Annotated in this window: 19 protein-coding genes, 2 tRNA genes and 1 pseudogene; 16 read left to right on the top strand and 6 right to left on the bottom strand. The window is 35.2% G+C overall.

The window, feature by feature from the left end:
* Positions 1 to 102 precede the first annotated feature (102 nt).
* From ACXAGJ_RS20345 to ACXAGJ_RS20335, 3 genes are all read left to right on the top strand, one after another.
* Positions 103 to 405, top strand: coding sequence for a hypothetical protein (locus ACXAGJ_RS20345; protein WP_474842416.1), 303 nt, complete (start codon positions 103 to 105; stop codon positions 403 to 405).
* A gap of 194 nt (positions 406 to 599) precedes the next feature.
* Positions 600 to 1277, top strand: a complete 678-nt coding sequence (locus ACXAGJ_RS20340) for a TolB family protein (protein WP_474842414.1) — start codon at positions 600 to 602, stop codon at positions 1275 to 1277.
* Positions 1278 to 1450: 173 nt separating this feature from the next.
* Positions 1451 to 2257: a ribosomal protein L7/L12 gene (locus tag ACXAGJ_RS20335; protein ID WP_474842412.1), complete on the top strand. Its 807-nt coding sequence runs from the start codon at positions 1451 to 1453 to the stop codon at positions 2255 to 2257.
* A gap of 50 nt (positions 2258 to 2307) precedes the next feature.
* Here the strand turns inward: ACXAGJ_RS20335 and ACXAGJ_RS20330 are convergent, their stop codons facing one another.
* Entirely contained in the window at positions 2308 to 2580 is a 273-nt protein-coding gene (locus tag ACXAGJ_RS20330) for a hypothetical protein (protein ID WP_474842411.1), read from the bottom strand.
* A 753-nt stretch (positions 2581 to 3333) separates the two neighbouring features.
* Here ACXAGJ_RS20330 and ACXAGJ_RS20325 point away from each other — a divergent pair.
* Positions 3334 to 3531 (top strand): hypothetical protein, encoded by a 198-nt coding sequence (locus ACXAGJ_RS20325; RefSeq protein ID WP_474842409.1) that lies wholly within the window; start codon positions 3334 to 3336, stop codon positions 3529 to 3531.
* A gap of 7 nt (positions 3532 to 3538) precedes the next feature.
* Positions 3539 to 4369, top strand: a pseudogene (locus ACXAGJ_RS20320) (recombinase family protein); the annotation flags it as partial.
* 736 nt (positions 4370 to 5105) lie between these two features.
* On the opposite strand, the gene ACXAGJ_RS20315 reads toward ACXAGJ_RS20320, so the two are convergent.
* The 3 genes from ACXAGJ_RS20315 to mutS all read right to left on the bottom strand — a co-directional run bounded on the left by ACXAGJ_RS20315 (position 5106) and on the right by mutS (position 8008).
* Positions 5106 to 5191, bottom strand: a tRNA-Leu gene (locus tag ACXAGJ_RS20315).
* 22 nt (positions 5192 to 5213) lie between these two features.
* Positions 5214 to 5285: transfer RNA gene (locus tag ACXAGJ_RS20310), tRNA-Gly, on the bottom strand.
* Between the two features lie 95 nt (positions 5286 to 5380).
* Entirely contained in the window at positions 5381 to 8008 is a 2628-nt protein-coding gene (gene mutS / locus ACXAGJ_RS20305; RefSeq protein ID WP_474842407.1) for a DNA mismatch repair protein MutS, read from the bottom strand.
* A 150-nt stretch (positions 8009 to 8158) separates the two neighbouring features.
* Here mutS and ACXAGJ_RS20300 point away from each other — a divergent pair, with 150 nt between their 5' ends.
* Positions 8159 to 8698 carry an RNA methyltransferase gene (locus tag ACXAGJ_RS20300; protein WP_474842405.1) on the top strand — a complete coding sequence of 180 codons (540 nt, stop codon included), beginning with the start codon at positions 8159 to 8161 and terminating at the stop codon, positions 8696 to 8698.
* Between the two features lie 11 nt (positions 8699 to 8709).
* Positions 8710 to 10017: a dipeptidase gene (locus ACXAGJ_RS20295; RefSeq protein WP_474842403.1), complete on the top strand. Its 1308-nt coding sequence runs from the start codon at positions 8710 to 8712 to the stop codon at positions 10015 to 10017.
* On the opposite strand, the gene folK is transcribed toward ACXAGJ_RS20295, so the two are convergent.
* Positions 10014 to 11144: a 2-amino-4-hydroxy-6-hydroxymethyldihydropteridine diphosphokinase gene (gene folK, locus ACXAGJ_RS20290; protein ID WP_474842401.1), complete on the bottom strand. Its 1131-nt coding sequence runs from the start codon at positions 11142 to 11144 to the stop codon at positions 10014 to 10016. The two genes, ACXAGJ_RS20295 and folK, sit on opposite strands and share 4 nt — an antisense overlap.
* 108 nt (positions 11145 to 11252) lie before the next feature.
* Between folK and ACXAGJ_RS20285 the strand changes: the two genes are divergently transcribed.
* The 7 genes from ACXAGJ_RS20285 (at position 11253) to ACXAGJ_RS20255 (ending at position 19660) form a co-directional block, all read left to right on the top strand.
* Positions 11253 to 11960 (top strand): queuosine precursor transporter, encoded by a 708-nt coding sequence (locus ACXAGJ_RS20285; RefSeq protein ID WP_474842399.1) that lies wholly within the window; start codon positions 11253 to 11255, stop codon positions 11958 to 11960.
* Positions 11961 to 12050: 90 nt separating this feature from the next.
* Positions 12051 to 14684, top strand: coding sequence for an AsmA family protein (locus ACXAGJ_RS20280; RefSeq protein WP_474842397.1), 2634 nt, complete (start codon positions 12051 to 12053; stop codon positions 14682 to 14684).
* A 199-nt stretch (positions 14685 to 14883) separates the two neighbouring features.
* Positions 14884 to 16152 (top strand): hypothetical protein, encoded by a 1269-nt coding sequence (locus ACXAGJ_RS20275; RefSeq protein ID WP_474842395.1) that lies wholly within the window; start codon positions 14884 to 14886, stop codon positions 16150 to 16152.
* A 37-nt stretch (positions 16153 to 16189) separates the two neighbouring features.
* A complete protein-coding gene (locus ACXAGJ_RS20270) occupies positions 16190 to 16627 on the top strand; it encodes a hypothetical protein (protein WP_474842394.1) in 438 nt (145 codons plus the stop codon).
* Positions 16628 to 17087: 460 nt separating this feature from the next.
* Positions 17088 to 18365 carry a hypothetical protein gene (locus tag ACXAGJ_RS20265; protein WP_474842392.1) on the top strand — a complete coding sequence of 426 codons (1278 nt, stop codon included), beginning with the start codon at positions 17088 to 17090 and terminating at the stop codon, positions 18363 to 18365.
* An 85-nt stretch (positions 18366 to 18450) separates the two neighbouring features.
* Positions 18451 to 18891, top strand: a complete 441-nt coding sequence (locus tag ACXAGJ_RS20260) for a hypothetical protein (protein ID WP_473285426.1) — start codon at positions 18451 to 18453, stop codon at positions 18889 to 18891.
* A gap of 127 nt (positions 18892 to 19018) precedes the next feature.
* Positions 19019 to 19660: a LysE family transporter gene (locus ACXAGJ_RS20255; protein ID WP_474842390.1), complete on the top strand. Its 642-nt coding sequence runs from the start codon at positions 19019 to 19021 to the stop codon at positions 19658 to 19660.
* Positions 19661 to 19677: 17 nt separating this feature from the next.
* On the opposite strand, the gene ACXAGJ_RS20250 is transcribed toward ACXAGJ_RS20255, so the two are convergent.
* On the bottom strand, positions 19678 to 20472 hold the full coding sequence (locus ACXAGJ_RS20250; RefSeq protein ID WP_474842388.1) for a DUF2797 domain-containing protein: 795 nt from the start codon (positions 20470 to 20472) through the stop codon (positions 19678 to 19680).
* Positions 20473 to 20592: 120 nt separating this feature from the next.
* Here ACXAGJ_RS20250 and ACXAGJ_RS20245 point away from each other — a divergent pair, with 120 nt between their 5' ends.
* Entirely contained in the window at positions 20593 to 22119 is a 1527-nt protein-coding gene (locus tag ACXAGJ_RS20245) for a GH3 auxin-responsive promoter family protein (RefSeq protein WP_474842386.1), read from the top strand.
* Between the two features lie 249 nt (positions 22120 to 22368).
* Positions 22369 to 22710 carry a hypothetical protein gene (locus ACXAGJ_RS20240; protein WP_474842384.1) on the top strand — a complete coding sequence of 114 codons (342 nt, stop codon included), beginning with the start codon at positions 22369 to 22371 and terminating at the stop codon, positions 22708 to 22710.
* The last annotated feature ends 28 nt before the right edge of the window (positions 22711 to 22738 follow it).

Here is a 22738-nt window from a genome sequence, read left to right as displayed (position 1 = left end):
AAAACAAATCGATAAATTTGATATCAAACCCAAAGATCTTGAGTTTAAAACTCCTTGATTTTTAACAAAATAAATTGACGTTAGTCAGAATTAAAGAAAAAAATGGGATATATAATATGTGAAATTCACAGAGGAAATGTCGCCGGTTTAATATCTGAATATCACGCTGAGAGGATTAATAAAATGGAGGAATCCATTGATTCTGAGATTCTGAATATCGAAGTATTGGATAAAAAGGGACTTTTTAACGGACGCTATATTGTGGATCCAACTTTGGTAAACGAAATAGGAATTAATGAGTCAATAATTGACGTGGAATCGGAATTTGAAAAATATGAAATGATGTTTGATAAACTATCCCCTATTTGCCCGAAATGCCTAAATAATTATTTAAAAAAAGAATAAAACTACTCACAACAAGGGTGCCTGTTGCACAATGGCTATAGTTCATTGCGGCGGAATAGTTCTGCCGAACCATTCCGCAACGAAACCATAGCCTAAACCGTTGCCATTCATTGTATAACCAAAAGTATTACTAACACTATATGACAAATAAAATTTTAATAAGTTCGCTCGTTTTATTATGTATACTTGGCTTAATGAATTCTTGTTTAGAAAACGAAAAATCTTATACAATTGCTTATGGTTCAGAAAATAAAATAGACTCAGTTCTAACTGATATTAAAGGCATTTCAAAAATTAGACTTATAGGTCGTGATGGCGGTTATTTAGCCTGGTCTTCAGACGGAAAAAAAATCGATTTTTCGAGAGAATACAAAGATTCAGAAGGAAATTGGCAGGGAGAGATTTGGATTATGAACTCAGATGGTAGTGAACAAAATCAGATAAAGTCGCTAAAAGGCAGTGGCCCCTTTTTTACTCCTGATGGGAGAATCGTTTTCTCTTCAGAATTCGAGGACAAGAAAAGCGAGTTGAGCATAGCCGATATTGATGGTAACAATATAGTACATTTAACAAATAATGAAGCAAATGAATGGCATCCAGATGTTTCGCCTGATGGTAAGCACATCACTTTTATGTCCGATAGAGATGGTAATTATGAAATCTATGTGATGAACATAGATGGTTCTGATCAGAAGAGATTGACCAATAATGACGTTGATGCTTGGTATCCATCTTGGTCCCCAGATGGTTCCAAAATCATATTTTCATTATATAATGATTATGAAGAGGACAGACACATCTACATAATGAACAGAGATGGAACTTCATTAAAAAAGTTAATTCGAAGTGGTTATGCAGTCTTTAGGCGTTAAAAACAACGAAATGGCAACAACGTATATAAAAAATAGCGGCTGATGATTAAGACAATGAAGACTCTTACATTTAAGAACCAAAATCCTAATCGGAATAAAATATAGTAACAAAACCGCTACTTTTCATATATAAGACCGTTAGCACCAATTGTCATTCTCAAAAAATATTTTAGATGAATAAAGAAAAAGTTCCACCTGAAAAAATAACTGATATGCTTAATGCGCTTTGTGAAACGAAAGAGGATGAGCAAAATTCACATTACTTATCACAGTGGGTCCAATCTGTACATGAAGATGAAGGATTTATAATTGTGGTTTTGAATTGTCGCAGAAAACATGTGTTAACTATTTCGTCCGATACACAAGAGTATGTCGAGTTCTTTTTTGATGTCACATTAGAACCCATTGAAAATATACTAGATGAAGAGTATAGCTATTTTGAGCCAGACATTTCTTCAATAGGAGCTTGGGGCGATCCTTATGATTGGTTAAATCAAATCATACTGCAAGATAATGAGCGTTTTCGTGATATCAAATTTATGCTCAGTGTAACAAATGGCTGCTATTTCTCAATAAACAATCAACATGTGTTTTTGGATCGTGATTATCCTGAGATAGGGTTATCAGAACTGAGCAAGGATGAAGTAATTACAAAAGACTATGGACACCCTTTTGCTGATTTTGAGTTCAAACGGAAAAATGCGAATTCCCTGTTTCTCACACTGGTCAGATATTTCATTGAAAAAAAAGACTATCCTGTTGTATACGAGGTATCAATCTTTAGTACAAAACACAGGTTAAACACTATACGTGAACTGGCGAGTATGCTAAAAATTGAAATCAAAGAAGCAAAAAAGATGGTGGAAAGGCTTACTCCTGTTGCTAAAAATCTTGATTTCGAATCGGCCTTAAAACTGAAAAAAAAGTTGGAAAACATCGGTGCAGAAGTATCCATATCTGAAGAAATTGAAGACAGTTAAATATTCTAAATGTTTATCGATAAAATGCTGTTTTGTTGTGATCTTAAGTATTATATTAGTTCTTCATGTTCATAACCAACAGATTGCTTTACATCCCAAATGAAAATGTATTGATAAGAATGATCGTAAGAAATAAAATACTCTACATGGTAAATTGCAGTATTATTACGATCTAGAAATTCATCCTGAATTAATCTACCGTATTTCCGATTACCTTTTACCTTATATGTCTTTTTTGGGTGATCCAACAAATTTCTCTTTTTTAAAACACCTACTTCTGCACGAAACAATAGCTCTTTGTACTTAGAAAATAAATCGTTCATATAACCTCCTCTTTGCTTTTTAAAAGTAATTTCAGAAAGTTATACTTACTGATGTTATGGGAAACCACATTTATGTTAATAAGATATCTTTAATTAGATACTGTTTATTTTGAAACTTCGGTTTCTTATGTAAACTTAGAGCAATAGAAAGGATATGTTAAATTTTGACATACAATAGTTTAATCTTCTATCTCAGAGGCGCAAATTGCCCTTTCCGTGGACCGGATCGATATAATTCTACTAGTTCAGTATGGTGTTTTCCAAAACTCATATGAAAATGTGGTTTATCCCCATTTTCTTCAACTTTCTGATCAGTTCAAAATTTATTTTACAATTCATTCGTGGAGAAAATGCAATAAAAAGCTTTAAAAACATCTAATGTGACTTCTCACCATTGAGTACTTTTAAGGGATTTGGTACTGCGAACAATGATAATAACGTAGAGAAAACTAGTACCATGCTTGAGCAAATTCAAAGTTTATTATGAATTGAATTTGATATTTTAAGAGTTTCTTTGATATTTCTTGGAAATTCCTAAAGAAATTATGTATGTTTGTTTAGTAGAAATTAGTTGTATATAACTACATATCATAATTACAATTTTTACTATTAACCTTTATGGTTAGCTATTCTTAACATGCTTGTTTACTTACCTACGCGACAATTGGAGGTACTCAAGTAATATATTAACTTACATACGTGTTCTTACCGACGATACAATCGGATTTTCACGACCTAAAACCATTAACAATCATGTTAGTGAATAAAGATCGTGTTGATTCGAAAGAACAACAGTTAAAAGAATTCCGAAAAATCAAAAAAATGACCATTGAACGTCTAAGAATGTTCAAAGGTTTTGAAAATGCATCTGATAAGGAAGCGGAAAAAATCATTCTTAATATGGAAGAATTAGGAAAACTAGTGTTTAATCACATAACAAAGGGAAAATAGAAAAAATATGGAGGACTTACGCATATTCAAAAAACTAGGAAAGAAGACTAAATCTCCTAAAATTGAGCAAACTAATAGAACCGTAATTTACACCAGAGTATCTACCAAACAACAAGCAATGAATAATGCCAGTTTGGAAACTCAAAAGTTATATTGTGATGACTATGCCACAAGAAACCAACTTGAGGTAGTTCAATATTTTGGAGGAACCTATGAATCTGCTAAAAGAGATGATCGTAGAGAATTTCAAAAAATGCTACAGTATGTTAAAAACAAGAAAAACAAAATATCTTATATTTTGGTTTACGCTTATGATCGTTTTTCCAGAACGGGTGCAAGTAGTATTGGATTAAGTGAAGAACTCAAACAAAAAGGTGTTTATATAGTCTCTGTAACTCAGCCAGTAGATTTTACCGATACCATTTCTAGTGTGGTTTGTGAAAATGTTTTTCATTTAAATAGCCATATCACTAACATAAACAATAGGAACAAAATCATCACCGGAATGAAATCCAAACTTTCCAAAGGGTATTGGATTAATACGGTTCCTTTTGGCTATACAAATCTTAATCCAGGAAAAGGAAAAACTCCGAACATTGTAATCAATGAACAAGGTAAATTGCTAAAACTTGCTTTTCAATGGAAACTGCACAAAAACATGACCTATCGTGAGATCGCTGAGCGATTGAACAGAAAAGGGTTAACAATTAGAGCCAAGAAATTAAGCGATTATTTTAGAAATCCTTTTTACTGTGGAGTTATTGTTCATAATGTCCTTGATGAACCTATAATAGGGAAGCATGAACCCTTAATTTCAAGAAAAGATTTCGCTAAGATTAATGATCTCCTCTATCAAAACGGAAAAGAATACACAAAAGATGACGAAAACCTTCCTTTAAAGCAATTTATTACAGCAGCTTCTTGCGGAACAAAATATACAGGTTATTTAGTCAAAAGGAAAGGTTTATACTATTATAAGAATAATCGTAGAGGAAGTAAAGAAAATAGAAGCGCCAAAGTAATGCATCAAAAATTCGAAGAATTGCTACAAGAAATACAACTTAAAGACAAAAAGTACATCGCTCCCATGAAAGAAATTATGCAATACATTTTTGTGAAAGAACATGAAGAACAATTAAAAGAGTATGATATTCAACAAAAGAAAGTAGCGGAAATAAAAAACAAGCTTGAAGTACTAGAAGAACGATTTGTATTTCGCGAAATAACTGATGACCAGTTTCACAAATTTGAAACTAAACTAAAACAGGAGTTAAATACCATTCAAGTGTATAACGCCGAAAACACTTTCAATTTATCGAACCTAGAAAAATCCATAGATTTAGCGTTACAACTTTCTTGTAACTTACAGAAATTATGGAGTTTAGGAAATTTAGAAACTAAGAAATCAGTACAAAACCTTGTTTTTCCGGAAGGAATCATCTTTGATTATCAAAACGACTGTTATCGAACCAAGCGAGTAAACTCATTATTCGCTGTAATCCCATCATTATCAAATAACTTTAATCCAAATAAAAACGGGACAACTCCAAAAAACAAAGAGTTATCCCGTCAAGTACTGAAGGCGGGACTTGAACCCGCACGGACATTACTGTCCATTGGATTTTAAGTCCAACGTGTCTACCAATTCCACCACTTCAGCATGGACTTTATGTATATCTCAGAGCGAAAGACGGGATTTGAACCCGCGACCCTCACCTTGGCAAGGTGATGCTCTACCCCTGAGCTACTTTCGCAATCTTTAATGAACGTCGCAATTCGTTATTGCGGATGCAAATTTAATACAATTCTAATAATACCAAAGTCTTTTTAGCAAAAAGAATAAAAAAATTTACACTTGAGAAGCTTTCTTCCTGGTTAACATGCGTTTAATTTCATTAAGCTTCATCAAAGCCTCCACAGGAGTAAGCGTATCAATATCAATATCCAGGATTTCTTCCTTGATTTCTTCCAATAATGGATCATCCATATTAAAGAAACTTAACTGCAATTCATCTTCTTCCTGCATTCCTTTAATTTTGTCGGTAAGCTCCTCGCTACTATGTGACTTTTCGAGCTTTTTAAGCATCTTATTGGCACGATGCAGCACTTGCTGAGGCATTCCTGCCATTTTTGCTACATGAATCCCAAAACTATGCTCACTACCTCCTGGGACTAATTTTCGAAGAAACAGTACCGTGTCTTTTAACTCTTTGACAGCTACATTATAATTCCTTATTCGACCAAAAGTTTCACACATCTCGTTCAACTCGTGATAATGGGTGGCAAACAATGTTTTTGGACGCGCGGGATGTTCATGCAAAAATTCACTAATCGCCCAAGCAATAGAAATCCCATCATAAGTACTGGTTCCTCTACCAATCTCATCGAGCAATACCAAACTTCGATCAGAAATATTATTCAATATACTAGCCGTTTCATTCATCTCTACCATAAAAGTAGATTCTCCCATAGAAATATTATCACTTGCTCCTACTCTGGTAAAGATTTTATCAACCACACCTATTTTTGCTTCTTCGGCAGGAACAAAACATCCCATTTGGGCTAACAAAACGATCAGCGCAGTTTGTCGTAAGATTGCAGATTTACCACTCATATTAGGCCCAGTAATCATTATGATTTGCTGCGTATCTCGATTCAAAGAAACATCGTTGGCGATATAGGATTCTCCCGGAGGCAATTGCTTCTCGATCACTGGGTGGCGTCCATTCTTGATCTCCAAATCAAAATGATCATCAATCAATGGTCGAACGTAACTATTTTGCTGTGCCAATAATGCAAAAGAACACAAACAATCCAATTGACCGATTAATGCTGCATTTAATTGCACAGGTTTAATGTATTCGTTCATCCAAATCACCAGGTCATTAAAAAGCTGTTGTTCTAGCGCTAATATTTTTTCTTCGGCACCAAGAATCTTGGCTTCATATTCTTTTAACTCTTCGGTGATATAGCGTTCTGCACTTACCAGAGTTTGTTTACGTATCCAGGTCTCTGGTACTTTATCTTTGTGCGTATTTCGTACTTCAATATAATATCCAAAAACATTGTTGGATGCAATTTTTAAAGAGGTGATTCCAGTAGCTTCAGACTCACGCTCTAACATCTTATCCAAATAATCCTTCCCAGAAAAAGCAATTGTTCTTAACTCATCCAATTCATCCAGATATCCATCCGCAATGGTATTCCCCTTCAGCACATTTACCGGTGCTTCTTCATTAAGGGTTTCTTTGATTTTGGAACGCAATAACTCGCAATCATTAAGGGTATCTCCTATAATTTTTAGCGCTTCATTATCACTTGCTACCGTTTGTGCTTTAATCGGCACAATAGCTTCCAAAGAGTTCTTGAGTTGAATTACTTCACGTGGATTTACCTTTCCGGTAGCCACCTTAGAAATCAAACGTTCAATATCCCCTATTTGCTTAATCTGATGTTGTATTTTTTGATGCAATGAAGGAGTATCTAAAAAGTATTGTACTACCTCATGTCTTTTTTGTATCGCACTTACATTTTTGAGCGGTAAGGCTAACCACCGTTTTAAGGTACGCCCTCCCATTGGAGAAATCGTTTTATCAATCACATCCAACAAGGTAACTGCATTGGCAGCATTTGCATGGTACAACTCAAGATTTCTAATGGTAAAGCGATCCATCCAGATATATTGATCCTCTGCAATACGTTGGATTGCGGTGATATGCTGTAATTTGTGATGCTGTGTTTCTCCCAAATAATGCAGAATAACTCCTGCAGCGATGATTCCTTCTTGCAAATCCTGCACTCCAAATCCTTTCAAGGACGCGGTACCAAAATGGTCATTTAGAGTATCGGTGGTATAGTCTGTTTTAAACACCCATTCTTCAAGAAAAAAAGAATGATGAGACTCGCCAAAATCATTGTAAAAGTTTTTCTTCTTTTGCTTAGCCACCAACACCTCGCTCGGACCAAAATTTTGGATAAGCTTATCAATATGCGCAACATCTCCCTGTGCGGTCAAAAATTCTCCTGTAGATACATCCAGAAATGCAATCCCAAGCTCCTTTTTTCCATAATGAATGGCGCACAAAAAGTTGTTGGTTTTACTTTGCAACACCTCATCATTGAGAGCCACTCCTGGAGTTACCAACTCGGTAACCCCTCTTTTTACAATTGTTTTGGTTTGTTTAGGATCTTCGAGCTGATCACAGATAGCAACGCGTTCTCCCGCCTTTACCAACTTTGGTAAATAGGTGTTCAACGAATGGTGCGGAAATCCCGCTAATGCAGTTTCTTGCTCGCTTCCGTTTCCTCTTTTGGTTAAAACAATATTGAGAATGGCTGCTGTTTTGATCGCATCTTCTCCAAAAGTCTCATAAAAATCCCCTACTCTAAATAATAATAATGCATCAGGGTATTTTGCCTTGATCGCATTGTATTGCTTCATTAATGGAGTTACTTTCTTTCCGCTCTTTCCTGCCATTCAAAATTGTAATTATGTGAACCATGCTAAAGTAGCTATTCTCCATTTTTTTTTGAAATATCCCTATAACGAGTTATTCAATTTTATTCACAATTCGTTTTCTCTGCTATCCATGATTACATCTAACGAATAAATAATATTTTTGCAGGAATGAAAAACAGAAAACTAAAAAACAGCGAGCTTGACCGCAAAACCATAGAAGAGTTTAAATCTTCGGGTAAAACTCCATTGATCATCATCCTGGATAACATCCGGAGTCTGAATAATATTGGCTCTGTTTTTCGAACAGCAGATGCCTTTCTAATCAAAAAAATATACCTGTGCGGTATTACCGCCACACCCCCGCATAAGGACATTCAAAAAACTGCTTTGGGAGCCACCTATACCGTGAGTTGGGAATATCAAAAAGACACTGTAGAATTGATCACTTCTTTAAAATCACAAGGCATCAAAATACTGTCTATAGAGCAAGCAGAAAATGCAGAAATGTTGGATCAATTTATCCCAGAAACCGATCAATCGTATGCCCTTGTTTTTGGAAATGAGGTAAAGGGCGTCCAGCAAGAAGTAGTTTCATCTAGTGACACTGTACTCGAGATTCCACAATTTGGAACCAAACACTCCTTAAACATTTCGGTAAGTGCAGGGGTGGTAATCTGGGATTTGTTTTGTAAGTTTAGAGTGAACTAGAACACTCACTCATGAAATACAGCACACCATTCATTTATCTCTTCTCTTTACTTCTTTTTTCTTGTAAACAAGAAACCAAACCTCTACAAGAGTCTGAGGATCAACAACTACTCAATAGAGCTAAAGAAATACACGGTAAAGTGATCACTTTGGATACCCACTGTGATATCAATGTAAAAAATTTTACTCGCACAACAAACTACACACAAGATCTAAACACCCAAATCACCTTGCCCAAGATGGACAAAGGAGGATTAGATGTAGCATGGTTAATTGTCTATACCGGGCAAGATTCCCTGACCCCCATCGGCTATGAAAAAGCACACCAAATTGCAATGTCAAAATTTGACGCCATTCATAAACTGGTAGACTCTATAGCTCCAGATCAAATGGAATTAGCACTTACCTCTGGTGATGTTCGTAGCATCCACAAAAAAGGAAAAAAAGTAGCAATGATCGGTATTGAAAATGGCTATCCTATAGGAACCGATATTAACAATGTAAAGAAATTCTATGATCTTGGTGCTCGATACATGTCGCTCTCGCATAACGGGCATAGTCAGCTTTGCGATTCGAATACAGGAGAAGCAGATGATGTATGGCTACATAATGGACTGAGCGAACTAGGCAAAGAAGTGATCGCAGAAATGAATAGGTACGGAATGATGATCGATGTCTCTCATCCTTCAAAAGAATCCATGCGACAAATGATCGAACTCTCTAAAGCTCCTATCATTGCCTCACACTCTTCGGCAAGAGCGCTTTGCGATCATAGCAGGAATCTTGACGATGAGCAACTCGAATGGCTCAAAAACAATGGTGGTGTAGTGCAAACTGTAGCTTTTTCTTCCTATTTGAACACGGAAAAGTTTCAGAAACGAGTGATCAAAGACGTAGAGATAGCAAAACAGATCGCTGATTCTATGGGAGTAACCTGGCTTGAACGCGAGGAAGTAATGAAACTGAGCAGTGAAGAAAAAGAAAAATATTATGACTTTTTAGGAACTATGGCAGCGGTTCGACGAGCAAAAGTAAAAACAATGAAAGATCTTCCTCCTGCTGTAGATGTGGCTGATTTTGTAGATCACATTGATTATTTGGTCGAGAAAATCGGGATAAACCATGTAGGTATTAGCTCTGATTTTGATGGCGGTGGCGGTATCGAAGGATGGAGCGATGCTTCGGAAACTTTTAATGTCACTCTAGAATTGGTAAGACGAGGATATACAGAAGAAGAAATCGAAAAGCTATGGAGCGGCAACTTACTTCGTGTTTTGGACGAAGTGCAAGCAGTGGCTCAGGAACTTCAAAAAAGCTAATCGCAAATCTCTTGTAGTATTTTTACAAAATCCGTTCGATTTTCCACAAAATCCAGTTCGGAAACATCAATGATTTTCACATTAAAATCAGTACGAGATTTAATAAATTGCAAATACCCCTGATTGATTTTATTCAAGTATTCTGGCGGTATCTTTTGCTCATAATCTCTACCTCTATTTTTGATATTTTGTAGTAGTCTTTCGGTATTCTGATAAAGGTAAATATACAATCCCGGTTTTACCAGATTGCGATACATGAGATCAAATACTTTCTTATACAAAGCAAATTCATCATCCTGCAAAGTAACCTTGGCAAAAATTAATGATTTAAACACATCGTAATCACTAACTACAAAATCACTAAAAAGATCAAACTGTGCAATATCGTCCTGAAGCCGTTGATAGCGATCCGCAAGAAAAGACATCTCCAACGGAAAAGCATATCGTTCCATATCTTCATAAAACTTAGGCAGAAATGGATTATCTGCAAATCGCTCCAGAATCAACTTTGCATTAAACTCCTTAGAGATCAACTGTGCCAAACTTGTTTTACCTGCTCCAATGTTACCTTCAATAGTGAGGTATTGAAATTGAGATAACTTATACGCATTCCTTGGAGGAATTATCTTTTCTGAAACTTGTTCGATTTGTGAATCATCGTTTACTTCCTCAAGCAGCTTAGCAATGCTTTTTTTGTAAACAGGATGCACTTCATTGTCCGCAATATCTGCTAGAGGGGCCAAAACAAACTTTCGATCTTGCATTGCCGGATGTGGTACTTGTAGATTTTCAGTTTTTATGATCCCTTCTGAGGATAGCAAAATATCCAAATCAATGGTTCTTGCTTGATACCCTTTTTGATCTGCTGCTCGATTCCTACCCAATTCCGTCTCTATCTTTAATAACAAATCTAGAACCTCTTGGGTGGTGTAAAAAGTTTCCACAGTAATGCAAGCATTATAAAAATCCTCACTATCAAACCCCCAGGAAGGTGTTTGATACACGTTTGAAATAGCGATAACATTGCCGATAGATTCAAAAATAGCATCTACGCCTTTTTGAAGATAATTAATACGATCTCCAATATTACTTCCTAATGATATATGAACAAGATGTGATGTTTTCAACAGCAGAGATTTATTAATCTAAGAAGAACTCCTTATTTTTAAGGCAAATTAAGCAAAACAAAATCACTTCATGCTACTATTGCATGAAGTATTATTAACTATTTTATTTTGAACGAAACTATATTAAATCCTAAAGATAAACGGGATGCTTTTAGGATTTACCTTATTCTCGGTGCATTATTCATCTCCTCTTTGGTAGCGTCTAATTTAATTTTTCAGAAGTTTTTTTATTGGGATTTTTTTGGGATCTATACTTTTGAGGTTTCTGTGGGTATCTTACCATATCCCATCACCTTTTTGATTACGGATATCATAAGCGAAATTTTCGGAAAAAGAAAAGCCAATCAAATCGTTACTGCAGGAATATTTGCTTCTTTCTTTTCCTTACTCATTGTTTCGGTATCGGGAGCTGTTCCAGCAACTTCCTGGTCTCCTATCGATGATCAAACCTTCAAAACTGTTTTTGGTGCTACTGCAATAGCCGTTTTTGCTTCGATGATGGCTTATCTCTTTGCTCAATATGTAGATATCCAGATTTATCATTTTTGGAAAAGATTTACCAAAGGGAAACATTTATGGCTGCGTAACAACTTCTCTACCTTTTCTTCTCAACTGATCGATACTGCAACGGTATTACTTTTATTGTGCTCTACAGGAATCATAGGCTGGGACCGTTTTGGACTACTATTGCTCAATGGTTTCCTTTTCAAAATTTTGGTGGCTGCTTTGGATACACCCCTCCTATATGCCGCAGTTTACTTTTTACGTAAGCGATTTAAGCTAGGTGTTGGTGGTGAAGTAGAGTTAGAAGTGTAAAATCTAACAAATAGTTAACTTAAAAAAAGCAACATAGTATCTTTGTAAACCGTTATTTTATACGGCTCAATTATCTAATTACATGAACGCATGAAAAAAGCCCTAAAAATATTCGGTATCGTCATTCTTCTCGGCATTATTGGAATTATTGCCATACCCTTTTTATTTAAGGGAACGATACAGGACAAAGTACGCTATCTTATCAATCAGCACGTAAATGCAAAGGTGGATTTTGCTAATATCGATATTAGTTTGCTCCGTAGTTTTCCACAGGCCTCCGTAGTCATAGATGATCTATCAGTGATTAATTACGCACCTTTTGAAGGAGATACCTTGGCCTATTCAAAACGAATAGCACTGGATATGGCCGTTAATGAATTGTTCAAAGATGCTACAGAACCTATTAGTGTTCAAAAGATAATCATAGACGAAGCCAATATTGCCATCAAAACAGATTCTTTAAGTCGTTCTAATTTTGATATTGCAAAGACCGAAGGCTCTCAAACCGAAGAAATCCCAACAGAAGATGGGGGCTCTTTTACTTTTGCGCTAGAACACTATGAGATTAACGATGGTAAGATTTTATACCAGGATGATGTAAGTAAAACACATCTCCTAATGACGCATTTAAATCATAGCGGCGATGGGTCTGTTTCTGGAGAGAAAGTAATTTTGGATACAAAAACCAATTCTGAAGTCTCTTTCGGGCTTGATGACACACAATATTTAAACAAAAACAAGGTACAACTCGATGCACAACTGGAACTCGATTTAAAAGACCAAAAATATTCCTTCAAAGAAAACAAAGCATTGATCAATAGATTACCTTTAGAGTTTGCAGGGTATGTGCAAACTGCGGAAAAACATACTGATGTGGATCTAAGTTTTAAAACACCAACTTCGGATTTCAAAAACTTCTTGGCGGTGATCCCAGAAACCTATGCCAAAAACCTGGATGGGGTAACTACCAGTGGTGATTTTTCTATTGATGGTATGATAAAAGGAAAAGCAGATGACACCTATATCCCAAAAATGGATATTAAAATCGTATCGCACAACGCTTCTTTTAAGTATCCGGACTTACCAAAAGGTGTAAGCAACATTAACATTGACACGCAAATAAAGAATGAGACAGGACTGGTCGATGACACCTATATCCAAATCGGAAATCTAACTTTTAAAATTGATCAGGACACTTTTGCTGCCAAAGGGAGTTTAAGAAACCTTACTCAAAATATGATTGTAGACATGGCAATGCAAGGAACTTTAAATCTTGCTCATCTGGATCAAGCATATCCTTTGGAATTGGAAGAAAAAATCAATGGTATTGTTAATGCCAATATTCAAACCCGTTTTGATATGGAATCCTTGGAAAAAGAGCAGTATCAAAATGTCAAAAGCTCAGGAACGGCAAGTTTATCTGGTTTTTCTTATGCTTCTGAAGAGCTTCCTAATACCATCAATATTCAAAATGCGGATGTGAGCTTCAACCCTCAAACCATTTCTTTAGAAAAAATGGAGGTCACTACTGGCAAATCTGACCTTTCTGCCAAAGGAACCATTGATAATCTGATGGGATTCTTATTTGCCAAACAAGATCTGAAAGGAAATTTTGATGTTTCTTCAAACACTTTTGCGGTTAACGATTTTATGATGCCGGAGACCAGTACTTCAGAAACTGAAAAAACCAACGAAACGGCTTCCGAGGATGAAACCATGAAAATCCCTTCCTTTTTGGATGCCACACTTAATTTTGATACTCAAAAAGTGATTTATGATAATTTGACACTATCCAACGCAAAAGGAACTGTAAAAATTAAAGACGAAACCGCATATTTACAGAATGTAACTTCGAATATTTTTGATGGCGGTTTAGCCTTCAATGGTAATGTGTCTACGAAATCTGAAGTTCCTGTTTTTGATATGGCTTTGGATTTAAGTAAAATAGATATTGTACAATCTTTCAATAATCTTGAGTTGATTAAAGGGTTAGCTCCAATTGCACGTGCCCTTACCGGAGATCTTACCACTCAAATTAATTTAAACGGAAAATTAAATAGCGATCTTACTCCTGTGCTCACTTCTTTAAAAGGGAAGGCATTGGCAGAAATCCTAAATGCAAAAGTATCCACTACCAAAACACCTCTGTTATCAGAGTTGGACAGTAAAATGAACTTTGTAAAATTAGATAAACTGAATCTAAAAGATATCAAAACCAACCTTAGTTTTGAAGATGGAAATATAAAAGTAAAACCTTTTGATTTTGAAGTTGAAGACATAAAAATCACAGCTGGCGGAGACCATAGCTTTGATCAAAGCATGAACTACAACCTAACCCTTGATGTTCCTGCAAAATACTTTGGAAATGAGGTTAGCGGTTTATTATCACAACTTAGCGCAAAAGAGGCAAATTCTGCAACTGTACAACTCCCTGTTGGCATATCAGGAAATTTCACAAATCCAAAAGTAAACTTAGACGCCCAACAAGGCATAAAACAACTTACACAAAGCCTGATTAGCAAACAAAAAGACAAAGCAAAAGAACAACTGGTAGGACAAGGGAAAAAAGTAATTTCGGATCTCTTGGGAGGTTCAAAAAAACAAACCGACTCTACACAAACAAAAACCAATACAGAAGACGCCCTTAAAAACACAGCAAAAAATATTCTTGGCGGCTTTTTGGGGAAGAAAAAGAAAAAAGACAGTACAAAGACTGATAATTGATTTCGTTATAATACGGATATAACAATACCTCTTTTAGATTGAAAACATTCTCCCAATAATCTGATTATTGTGGATAACTCTTGTATGCTGCAAACAATAAATTTCATAAAACCGGGTTAACGATTTAGTAAAGTTATAGTTGTCTATGAAGTAATGGTATAATTTTAATTTTAATACCCCAACCAAAATACCCCCGTTTATGAAATTGAATGCATTACTCCTCGTTTTGTGCTGCAATGTATCTATTGTAGCATGGTCTCAAGCGGACGTAAAAAATAATCACATGGATTGGACCAAAGGATGGACCAATTTTGACCCAAATCTTCAAGATTATCCTGAAGCCGAAGAAATACTTCCCAGTACTATTGAAACCAATGCTTACCTCAAAAATGATGTGGTCTACCTAATGTCAGGAAATGTATATGTTACCAACAATGCTACCCTTACCATACAAGAAGGTACGATCATCCGTTGCGACACAAAGAATCCTGCAAGTTTAATCATTGCCAAAGGATCAAAACTGGTGGCTAAAGGCTCCAAAATGTTCCCTATTGTTTTTACTTCTAATGAAGCTCCCAAATCCAGAAAACCTGGAGATTGGGGCGGAATCATAATTGCAGGGAGCGGAAAAATCAACTCTCCCGCGGTTACCAAAGTGATAGAAGGAAATTTTTTACCACAATATTCGATGTACGGAGGCACTGAAGAAGATAAAATGACTGCAGACTTAGATTATGTCCGTATCGAATTTGCCGGCAAAAAGATCAACAAATCCAAAGAGCTTAATGGATTATCCTTATATGCACTTGGCAAAAGATCCAGTATAAGCAATATCATGATTAGCTATTCTGCCGACGATTCGTTCGAATGTTTTGGTGGCAGTGTCCCTATGAGTAATCTTATTTCTTACAAAGCCAAAGACGATGATTTTGATTTTACCCTTGGGTACTCTGGAGAATTATCTAATATCCTAGCGATAAGACATCCATATATTAGTGACATCAGCGGATCATTTGCTATAGAAATTGACGGATATGATAAAAAAGATGGTTTTATGAATGCCTCTTCTTTGTCTTATATCAAAATAAAAAATGCCACACTGATCAATCTATCAGACAAGAGTAATTATCAGCATACCACTGCTGCAATTTCCTCCAAAAACCTAGCACGTATTGAGCTTACCGAATCCAAAATATCTGGATTTGCCAATGTGGTGAAGTTTGATAAAACATACCAGTCTTATACTGATATTGAAAAATGCTTTTTGCTGGAGAACAGTATTTTCAACGTGCATGATATTGCCATAACCACTGGATTTACATCAAATAAGGATCTTGGTCAACTTTTAAAATACAATATGTACACCAATAATTTTAAAAGCGCAGAGGATCTGTTTACCGATCCTACAGACACCAAAAATCCAAAATTCACTATAAAAGAATCAAGTAATTACACCTTTATGCAATAGCATAAATTAACACATCGTCTTTAAAAATTCCCCTACAATGAAAACAATCACTTTTAGCATTCTATTCTTTTTGATTTTTAATTATAATTATTCGCAAACCAAAAAGAATGTATTCTTTGATCAACAAGCTTTGATTTCAAAATTCCATACCATTGATGAACTGGAAGACATGAAAAAAGGGGAATTGATAAAGCTATACACCGAGCGAGTAAAAGAAGTCACTACAGTATTACCCTATCTTGCATTGACTAATGAAGCAGGCGTGAAACTATCAGATATTGGGATCAAAGAGAGTTCTGATCATCTAAAATCATTAGACAAACATCATGAGGCCATATTAGATTCTTTTGAGAGTACGAATAATATGATTTCCGAATTTATCCCTTATGCAGATACCGAGAAAATTGTTTGGGCCATTTTATATTTTGAAGAAGTCATCAAAAAAATACGTATAGGAGCCAATGGAAATTTCTAGTTTCCTATTTTCCTTTAAACTCACAAAAACCAGTTGTAACTAACTGGTTTTTTTATTCATTATTAGTAAGGTTTTTAACATTTAAGTACAGCTACTGACACAAAACACTTAAATTTTTGATTCAACTAACTCTTTTAATTGTTTATATATCAGCAAAAAAAGGACAAAATCTTCCAAAAAACACCCTTTTTGATGGGGGGATTTCCCCCTTACATATTTTTGTTTAATTTTCAGCCAATTGAAATAAACATTTATTAATTTTTTGATTTTCAGTGGTATAAGAAAAATAAAGTAAGAATTATACTCATAATATTTTATTAATTTTTCTTAAAAAGACGACGAACGTACAAAGTTTACGGTAAACACGTAACCGACTTTAACAAAACTCTAGTAACTTAGTAATCCCAAAAGTTGGAAGAAAGAAATTTCCTCCAAGAAGTTAACCCCAAAATAATCTACTATGAAAAAAAGAGCTACCCTGATTACCCTATTTATTTTGTTTTTATATACACCAACACTTACAGCACAAGACTTTGGAGAAAACGAAGAAAAATGGGCAAAAGGCTGGACAAATTTCTCCCCCAACAAAACAAATTATCCCGAAGCAGAAGAGAAACTCCCTAACATTATCGCCAACGACACTTACCTAACTAATGATGTGGTCTATTTAATGTCTGGTGATGTTTATGTTACACAAGGTGCTTCATTAACTATTGAAGAAGGTACAGTTATACGTTGTGACCACAAAGATCCTGCTAATCTTATAGTAACAAAAGGTGCTAGACTAATAGCCGTAGGTTCTAAAGCATATCCAATTGTTTTCACATCCAACAAAGCTCCAAAATCAAGAAATAGCGGTGATTGGGGTGGTATTTCAATTGCTGGATCAGGAAAAACGAATACCGTTTCCGGAAATGGACTTATAGAAGGAAATTACAATCCTCAATTTTCAGTTTATGGAGGAGACAGACATGAGGAGCAAACTACTGTTCTTAGATATGTAAGAATCGAATACCCTGGAAACACTACCAAAAGACAACAAGGATCCAACGGTCTTTCTCTTTATGGAATTGGATCGGGATCGATAATAGATAATATAATGGTTAGTTATTCTGGTCAAGATTCTTTTAACTTTCATGGAGGAATAAATGATGCTCAAAATCTCATTTCCCTAAAAGCAAATGACGATGACTACCAGATGGCAGAAGGTTTCAAAGGAAATCTTAATAATGTTATGGCGGTACGTCACCCATATATTACCAGTCCTGCAGGATCTTATGCTATAGAAGTAGATGGATATGATGAAAACATGGGCTATGTTGATCCAAATTCGGTAACAGATGTTACTATTAGTAATGCTACTTTAGTAAACCTATCAAATAAGACAAACTACCAACATACTGGTGCTGCCGTATATTCTTCTAATTCTGCACTAACCTACATCCACAAATCTAAAATCTCAGGTTTCTCTGATGTCGTGCAGTTTGACAAGTCCTACACATCTGTAGCGTTGATTCAAAAGAGATTTATGATGGATAATAGTTTTTTCAATATCCATGGAGAAGGAGTACGTGTAGCGCACCAATTAATCGAAAAAGGAGCATTAAATATTTTAAAATACAATAGATTCACTAAAGATTTTGTTGACACCAAAGATCTTTTTGATGATCCAGAAAATAACTTAATGCCAAAATTTCAACTGAAACAATCTATGAATAACTACATGGTAATGCAGTAATCGAATTTTAAAAAACAGCCCCAAAAAATTTAAATTGATCCCCTGTTCAACAAAAGCGATTTTTGTCTAATCAGAGTTATATATTATGTTTAAATTATTAGTTAGTTTTGTTTTCCTTCTAACATTACAAAGTACAATTGCACAAAAAACAAACGACGCCGTATTTTTTTCGCAAACCAAGCAAATAAATCGTTTTTATACGATTAGCGAACTGGAAGCCTTAAAAAAAGGAGAACTCATACACCTTTATAAACAACGTGTTGAGGAAATTATGATTATACTTCCGTTTCTCTCACTCACCAACGAAGCGGGGGTAAGGCTCAGTGACATTGGGATAAAAGAAGATTCCAGAAATGTAAAAGTACTAAAGAACAACACTGAAGCCGTAGCCAAAAGCCTGGAAAGCACAAAAGTGGCTATCGAAGAATTAGTTCCATATGCGGATACCGAAAAGATCATTTGGACCATACTCTACCTTGAAGAAATCATTAAAAAAATGAGAATTGGAGTTAACGGTAACTTCTAAAAGATAATTGTAATGTGTTTAAATTATCATTAATTACTTAGGGTGCAAAAGCGACTGTTTAAGGTCGCTTTTGTGTTTAAAAGGATTTTAGCTGTAAGATTATTATATTTACTACTACTAAGATACTATGACCATACTTTATCTTTTTTTAGGAATCATCATTGCCATAATTGGTGCAGTACCTCTAGGAGCTGTTAATATCGCAGTGATCAATACTTCGATCAAAGAAAACATAAAAAAAGCTTTTTATATCGCTTTGGCTGCAGGTGTTGGAGAAGTTCTTCTGGCCCTTTTTGCTTTGCATTGTAGTATGGAGCTCTCTGCATTCTTCGAAAACAACCCTTGGATACAAGGTTCCTTTATCGCACTCTTTTTTGCCATTGGCATCTATTTCTTAATATTTGCCAATAAGAAGAAAAATCCTGCTAGTGGTAAATCCAGAAAAAAGATCAAAGCGCCTAAGTCAAAATTTCTAACTGGCTTCTCTCTTGCGATTTTAAATCCGCCAGTAATCATCTATTGGCTGATTGCCATCTCTTTAACTAATAAATACGTATTTGCGCTTACTATCCAAAATCCGATATCCTCTCTTGCCTTATTCTTTTTAGGAATATACCTAGGCAAAATAGGCACTCTTTATTTTTACGGAAAATGGGGAAACAAGATGTCTCAAAAACAAGGAGATTCAAAAACTAAAATTCACCGAATTATAGGAGTAGCCTTAATTGCTATATCTATCGCGCAGAGTATAAAATTTGTTATCGAGTAATTGACACCAAACAGTGATTAATTAACCGTTAGCTCTACAACGTATCCTTCATGATTTCTAACATTAAATACTGTATTATCTTCAAAAATGAGATACTGACCTTTGATTCCTTTTAAAACTCCCGAATATTCTGGTGTCTTTTCCAGATTCAAACTTTTTACCTTTTCAGGGTATTGTAGTACGGGGAAATGTAATTCGGTTTCTTTCCCATTATCGATAAAATATTCTTTTACCTCATCGGGTATAAAATCTTTTAATTGTTCTCTATGAAAGACCAAATTTTCATCTTTAATATCGTTCTTAAGCATTGATCGCCAATTGGTCTTATCCGCCACATGTTCTTTTAAGGCAACTTCTGTGATCCCTGCCAAATATCTATTAGGCACCTCAACAATTTCAATAGCTTCATGTGCTCCTTGATCGATCCATCTCGTAGGTACTTGAGTTTTCCTAGTCACCCCAACCTTAACATTACTAGAATTTGCCAAATACACTATATGAGGCTGTAACTGCACCTTTTTTTCGTATTCTAAATCTCTATCTTCAATACCTAAGTGCGCTTTGCTGAGCTCTGGGCGCATTACCCAATCACCCGTAGCAGGTTGTTTATAAAACTCTTCATAGCAATACCCTTGTCTATATATCTTTTTGTTCTCACCAGAACCCAGGCATTGATACCTCACAAAAGAGATCTTAATCTTTTTATCCAGTAATTGATTGACATTGATAAAATCTGACTCAAAAACCAGGTAATATTGAATAGGTACTCCTATTTCAGTTTGCATCTTAGTAAGGACCCCTTGATATTGCATAAAACTATGTTATAAATTAAGGTTAGAAGAAGAATGTAATTATTTTTATTATTTTAGTTTTCTGATGGCGGCCATCTAAAACAAATAAACCACAATTTTCGCATAAATATACATCAAAAAATGCCAATCCCATTAGTTAATTCTATAGCCAGTTGGTTCTTGAAAAAAAGATTTCATCAAATGGAACTTTTTTTGAAGTACCCTAATGAAGTACAGCTAGAATTATTACACGTACTATTGGAGACTGCGAAAAATACAGAGCTTGGAAAGCAATATGATTTTTCTTCCATAAATAATTATGAAACCTTTAAAGAACGGGTTCCTATCAGATCATACGAAGATTATGAATCTATGATCGAAAGAAGTCGATTAGGAGAAAGTAATATCTTTTGGCCCACACCCATACGGTGGTTCGCAAAATCAAGTGGCACTACAAGCGCCAAGAGTAAATTCATTCCAGTAAGTGAGGAATCTCTAGAAGATTGTCACTTTGCTGCCGGAAAGGATTTACTATGCATGTATCTTAACAACAATGAGAACTCAAAACTCTTTACCGGAAAAAGCTTACGTCTTGGTGGCAGTAAGGAACTATATAAAGAAAATGGCACTTCCTTTGGTGATTTGTCTGCTATCATTATAGACAATATGCCTTTTTGGGCAGATTTCAGTTCAACACCCAGCAGTGAGATATCTCTGATGAGTGATTGGGAATATAAGATGAAAGCCATCGTTAATGAAACCATTCAAGAGAATGTAACCAGCTTGGCAGGTGTACCTTCTTGGATGTTGGTTCTTCTTAATCAGGTTCTGGAAACAACAGGTAATGAAAACTTGTTTGAAATCTGGAACAATCTCGAAGTATATTTTCATGGAGGAGTAAGTTTTGAGCCGTATCGCGATCAATATCAAAAGATACTTCCTAATAACGCTTTCAAATATTATGAAATCTATAATGCCTCTGAAGGATTCTTCGCAATTCAAGATCGAAACGATTCTTCAGAGTTACTTTTGATGTTGGATTATGGAATCTTCTACGAGTTTATACCCATGGACACTTTTGGGACTCCGAAACAAAAGGTAATTCCATTAAGCGAAGTGGAAGTAGATAAGAACTATGCAATAGTAATCACTACTAATGCCGGATTATGGAGATACATGATCGGGGACACTGTTCGTTTTACTTCTGTTAACCCCTATAGAATTAAGGTATCAGGCAGAACAAAACATCACATTAATGTCTTTGGGGAAGAATTAATTATCGAGAACGCTGAAGAAGCTCTTAGAAAAACCACTCAAATCACGAATAGTGAAATCGTAGACTATACCGTAGCTCCTATTTTTATGGAAGGAAGAGAAAAAGGAGCTCACGAATGGGTTATAGAATTTAAAAAATATCCTAATAACCTTACCGAGTTTGCTTTTGTACTGGATCAGCAGTTGCAGGAAGTAAATAGCGATTACGAAGCAAAAAGATACAATAACACTACTTTAAATATTCTTCAAATCCGGGAAGCCAGGAAAGGACTATTCTATGACTGGTTAAAAAACAAGGATAAACTTGGTGGACAACATAAAATACCAAGGCTGTCGAACACAAGGACCTATATTGAAGAATTATTATCCCTAAATCAGGTAAGTTCTTACTAATGAGCTGGTAGCATTTCTGCATTTTGGAAAATCTGACGTTTTTCGGGTAAAATCAGGTAAGAAACCTATAAAAAAATACGGTTTTACCGTAAAATTTTTATGTAAGAATACTTGTTTTTAACAAAAAAAGTAGTATTTCATCGACCAAAAAATGCGTTTAATCTAAAAATTCCCAAATCACTTTTCAACAACTCTTTTTCATATTAAATTTGTTACCAGATAGTTACAAACTTACTAAAGCCCCGAAATATGAAAACTACATTATCTTTATTATTATTTTTATTTGTTGTTACAGGAATGAATGCTCAAGAGAATGCGAGTACTACACCTGCAAAAGAAACAACCAATGAAATTATTAAGGATATAGCAAAGAACGAAGATGCGGTAAACGCTAGAGTTTCGGCTAAACAAAATGCTTCTGATGATATGGCCTGCTACGGAGAAATATCTAAAGTTACCTTTTATGAAGCATTAATCATCCAAAACAACTTTGATATTCAACTTAAGGATAGCAATAACCACAAGTTAGTACTAAGAAATACCGAAGATATAATCACAAACTCAAAAGAGAGAATATCATATACGGACTAAAAAGTATATTCCAACTATTCAACCAACA

This window comes from Aquimarina sp. AWH4_224 (genome assembly GCF_056160245.1).
The sequence above is the reverse complement of the archived record's forward strand: the minus strand, read 5'-3'. Positions and strand labels throughout refer to the sequence as shown.

Excerpts from the sequence above, each read along its gene's own strand:
- ACXAGJ_RS20345 (WP_474842416.1), top strand. The coding sequence starts at position 103 with ATGGGATATATAATATGTGAAATTCACAGAGGAAATGTCGCCGGTTTA.
- ACXAGJ_RS20340 (WP_474842414.1), top strand. The coding sequence starts at position 600 with ATGAATTCTTGTTTAGAAAACGAAAAATCTTATACAATTGCTTATGGT.
- ACXAGJ_RS20335 (WP_474842412.1), top strand. The coding sequence starts at position 1,451 with ATGAATAAAGAAAAAGTTCCACCTGAAAAAATAACTGATATGCTTAAT.
- ACXAGJ_RS20330 (WP_474842411.1), bottom strand. The coding sequence starts at position 2,580 with ATGAACGATTTATTTTCTAAGTACAAAGAGCTATTGTTTCGTGCAGAA.
- ACXAGJ_RS20325 (WP_474842409.1), top strand. The coding sequence starts at position 3,334 with ATGTTAGTGAATAAAGATCGTGTTGATTCGAAAGAACAACAGTTAAAA.
- mutS (WP_474842407.1), bottom strand. The coding sequence starts at position 8,008 with ATGGCAGGAAAGAGCGGAAAGAAAGTAACTCCATTAATGAAGCAATAC.
- ACXAGJ_RS20300 (WP_474842405.1), top strand. The coding sequence starts at position 8,159 with ATGAAAAACAGAAAACTAAAAAACAGCGAGCTTGACCGCAAAACCATA.
- ACXAGJ_RS20295 (WP_474842403.1), top strand. The coding sequence starts at position 8,710 with ATGAAATACAGCACACCATTCATTTATCTCTTCTCTTTACTTCTTTTT.
- ACXAGJ_RS20280 (WP_474842397.1), top strand. The coding sequence starts at position 12,051 with ATGAAAAAAGCCCTAAAAATATTCGGTATCGTCATTCTTCTCGGCATT.
- ACXAGJ_RS20275 (WP_474842395.1), top strand. The coding sequence starts at position 14,884 with ATGAAATTGAATGCATTACTCCTCGTTTTGTGCTGCAATGTATCTATT.
- ACXAGJ_RS20270 (WP_474842394.1), top strand. The coding sequence starts at position 16,190 with ATGAAAACAATCACTTTTAGCATTCTATTCTTTTTGATTTTTAATTAT.
- ACXAGJ_RS20265 (WP_474842392.1), top strand. The coding sequence starts at position 17,088 with ATGAAAAAAAGAGCTACCCTGATTACCCTATTTATTTTGTTTTTATAT.
- ACXAGJ_RS20260 (WP_473285426.1), top strand. The coding sequence starts at position 18,451 with ATGTTTAAATTATTAGTTAGTTTTGTTTTCCTTCTAACATTACAAAGT.
- ACXAGJ_RS20255 (WP_474842390.1), top strand. The coding sequence starts at position 19,019 with ATGACCATACTTTATCTTTTTTTAGGAATCATCATTGCCATAATTGGT.
- ACXAGJ_RS20250 (WP_474842388.1), bottom strand. The coding sequence starts at position 20,472 with ATGCAATATCAAGGGGTCCTTACTAAGATGCAAACTGAAATAGGAGTA.
- ACXAGJ_RS20245 (WP_474842386.1), top strand. The coding sequence starts at position 20,593 with ATGCCAATCCCATTAGTTAATTCTATAGCCAGTTGGTTCTTGAAAAAA.
- ACXAGJ_RS20240 (WP_474842384.1), top strand. The coding sequence starts at position 22,369 with ATGAAAACTACATTATCTTTATTATTATTTTTATTTGTTGTTACAGGA.